Consider the following 2,885-nt stretch of genomic DNA (forward strand, 5'->3'; position numbering starts at 1 on the left):
TTAGGTGCCTCAAAAACACCTTAAAACCATAAGCGGATTGATTACCGAAATAATCAGTCTTCTGTACATTAAAGACTTTGACTCATTATATGCTACACGCGTATAATGACCTCGTCGGGTGTGGTTACGCTATACAATACCCTTGATGGGGAAAACGTAACGACGGGCTTATGGCCGTGTTTTTGAGCGCCCGGCACTCTTTTAGAGTGTCAATCAAAAGCATCTAACCATAAGGAATTCATGATGAACACTCTTATTAAAATTATAGAACAAACGATTGATCAAGAAACAGTTCAAACCGTCAATGCACGTGAATTATATACGTTTTTGGAAGTCAATTCTAATTTTAGAGATTGGATAAAAAACCGTATTAAAGAGTACGGTTTCCTAAAGAATAAGGATTTTATAAGTTTCGCTAAAATTTTAGCGAAACCTAATGCCTCTCAAGAAAATCAAGACTTTGTGAGTTTCGGTAAAAATTTACCGAAACATAAAGGAGGTCGTCCAAGTACAGAATATTACATCACTTTGGACATGGCAAAAGAGCTCTCAATGGTTGAGAGGAATGAGAAAGGCAGACAAGCTCGTCGATATTTTATCGAGTGTGAGAAAAAGTTAAAAAGCCAAGCTGTTGATTATGACCGTGATACACGCTTTGATTTACCAAGCTATTGGGAGGGTATGAACGCTGGTGAAAAAGTTTTGTATCTCTTAGGTCCCATTCATATGCGTCTTATTGATGCCTTCAGAGTAGACGAAGAAAACAGAAAATATAAAGCCTTAATTGAAGAAGCAAAACAGGTATTAGCTAGATCTGTCATAAAAGCTGCTTAGATTTTAAATGTGATCTCATCTTCCCCATCTTTAAAGGTGGGGAAGGATATTAATAAGGCAATAAATTAAGGTGCGCTATACCAAGTTGATCGTCCACCACCATGACGTATCAAAAGACCTTTTTCAACTAATGATGTAAAAGTTACTTTAAGTGTATTAGGGCTTGCACCAACCTCACGCACCATATCGCGGGTCGTAACACGTCCGTGATTACGCACATAATCAAGAATATTAAGAGCTAATTCAGATAAGGAAAAAAGAGCATTTTTTTCACTCTCTATTTTTATTTCTAATTGGCGTTTTTGTTTTTGTAGAGCACGTAAAAAAAAGAGTATCCAAGGTTCCCAACTGGGTGTTTTAGTATAAATTGTTTTTTGAGTTTGATTCAGAGCTAAGTAATAGCTTTCTTTATTATTCTCAATAATGCTTTCAAGTGATGAATATGGTACATAAACATAACCTTTTTGTAACAAAAGCAGAGTGGTTAAGATACGGCTTAAACGTCCGTTCCCATCTTGAAAAGGATGAATAGCTAAAAATGTGACATTAAAAATACCAATTGTAAGTAAAGGATGCAGATCCTTTAATTCATTGGTTTTATTGAACCAAGTAATAAGCTCTTGCATTCGATGTGGTGTATCAAATGGTGTAGCTGTTTCAAAAACAATGCCAACCATTTTCCCTTGAGAATTAAATGCTGCTACGTCATTCCGTAAAGTCTTATATTCACCTCGATGTCGTTGATCTTTCTCACTATTGCACAAAAGATCACGATGAAGCTGTTTTATATGATTTTCAGTAATAGAAATATCACTCCAAGATTGAAAGATTGTTTCCATAACCTTAGCATAGCCGATAACTTCTTGTTCATCACGACTCTTAAAATGTTTAATTTCTAAATTTACCAAAAGCTGTTCAATCTCGCGGTCTGTTAATTTGCTGCCTTCAATGCGTGTGGAAGATCCGATACTTTCAACAGTAGCAATATGACGAAGGGCATTCAATCGCTCAGGTGCAAGAGTACCAAGGGCGCGCCAAGCCCCTTTAAACTCATCAATCTCAGTAATGAGAGCCAACAATTCTTGTGTAATTTGAAGTGTATCTGTTTGCATACCGGAATATATACCCGATTATACCTGATTGTCAATTATTCGAAACACCGTAAAAACTCATTCATTGGAGTGAAGAGGAAATCAAGGCAAGGAGGAGCTCTGAATGACTAAGAAGCATCGTGAAGGTCTCTCGGTTCGAGCCTTTGCGAAAAAGATGGGTGTTTCACATAATGCGGTGGTTTCTCGGATAAAAACAGGTAAATTTGATGCGGCTCTTTTTGAAGATGGTTCTATCAATGAAGCTCTTGCAACAGCGATATGGAACCAAAATCCTACTAAGAAAGCTCATCAGAAATCTGCTCAAATTAAACAGGATTCCGTGAAAGCAGCCAATGAATTTGAGATCAAATTGGAGCGAATGCAGGTTGCGCTAGCAAAAGAAAAGATTGCTCTGGAAAAGTTACGCGAAACAACAGTTGATCGTGAAGAAGTGAGAAAAGAAGCATGGAACTTTGGAAGAGCGCATCGAGATACAATGCTCAATTTTGCCTATCGCTTTGGTGCTGAAATTGCGGCGCAAGTGGGATGTGATGCTGCGAGCCTTATTGGAGCTATCGATCATCATATGCGCAAAGCTTTAATGGAAAATGTCGTCCCTGTCTCTTTTCACGATCCTGATATTTTAGAAGAGAAAACAGAACATGATAAGTAGTGATGCTTCGCCCTCATCCTCTGGTGCTGGGCTCTTTTTTTGCTATGCGAATGAAGGACGCCGTCCTGACCCGCCTTATACTGTTTCCCAGTGGGCTGATAAAAATCGTTATTTAAGCACAGTTACGAGTGCAGAGCCTGGATTATGGAGGACACTACGTACCCCTTATTTGCGCGAAATCATGGATAATCTTTCTGTTTATGATCCGACTGAAACAACGGTTGTGATGAAGGGGGCTCAGGTTGGAATGTCGGAAGCAGCGTTGAATTTTTGTGGTTATGCTATTC

The 2,885-nt window shown here is 38.5% G+C and carries 4 protein-coding genes; 3 read left to right on the forward strand and 1 reads right to left on the reverse strand.

Annotated elements, in window-relative coordinates; translation table 11 throughout:
• Positions 1–243: 243 nt before the first annotated feature.
• Positions 244–834, forward strand: a complete 591-nt coding sequence (locus J7R10_RS07855) for an antA/AntB antirepressor family protein (protein ID WP_010705365.1) — start codon at positions 244–246, stop codon at positions 832–834.
• Between the two features lie 65 nt (positions 835–899).
• Here J7R10_RS07855 and J7R10_RS07860 read toward each other — a convergent pair whose 3' ends face one another.
• Positions 900–1,946 (reverse strand): Fic family protein, encoded by a 1,047-nt coding sequence (locus J7R10_RS07860; RefSeq protein ID WP_010705366.1) that lies wholly within the window; start codon positions 1,944–1,946, stop codon positions 900–902.
• A gap of 103 nt (positions 1,947–2,049) precedes the next feature.
• Here J7R10_RS07860 and J7R10_RS07865 point away from each other — a divergent pair, with 103 nt between their 5' ends.
• On the forward strand, positions 2,050–2,598 hold the full coding sequence (locus tag J7R10_RS07865) for a hypothetical protein (RefSeq protein WP_010705367.1): 549 nt from the start codon (positions 2,050–2,052) through the stop codon (positions 2,596–2,598).
• Positions 2,588–2,885, forward strand: a 298-nt coding sequence (locus J7R10_RS07870; protein ID WP_208436420.1) for a phage terminase large subunit family protein, incomplete at its 3' end; no start/stop codon positions are given. The genes J7R10_RS07865 and J7R10_RS07870, both read left to right, overlap by 11 nt.

Source organism: Bartonella vinsonii subsp. berkhoffii ATCC 51672, from assembly GCF_902825225.1.
GTDB classification, from domain to species: domain Bacteria; phylum Pseudomonadota; class Alphaproteobacteria; order Rhizobiales; family Rhizobiaceae; genus Bartonella; species Bartonella berkhoffii.

Bases quoted from the DNA above. Each gene is read 5' to 3' on its own strand.
- J7R10_RS07860 (WP_010705366.1), bottom strand. From the start codon at position 1,946: ATGCAAACAGATACACTTCAAATTACACAAGAATTGTTGGCTCTCATT.
- J7R10_RS07865 (WP_010705367.1), top strand. From the start codon at position 2,050: ATGACTAAGAAGCATCGTGAAGGTCTCTCGGTTCGAGCCTTTGCGAAA.
- J7R10_RS07855 (WP_010705365.1), top strand. From the start codon at position 244: ATGAACACTCTTATTAAAATTATAGAACAAACGATTGATCAAGAAACA.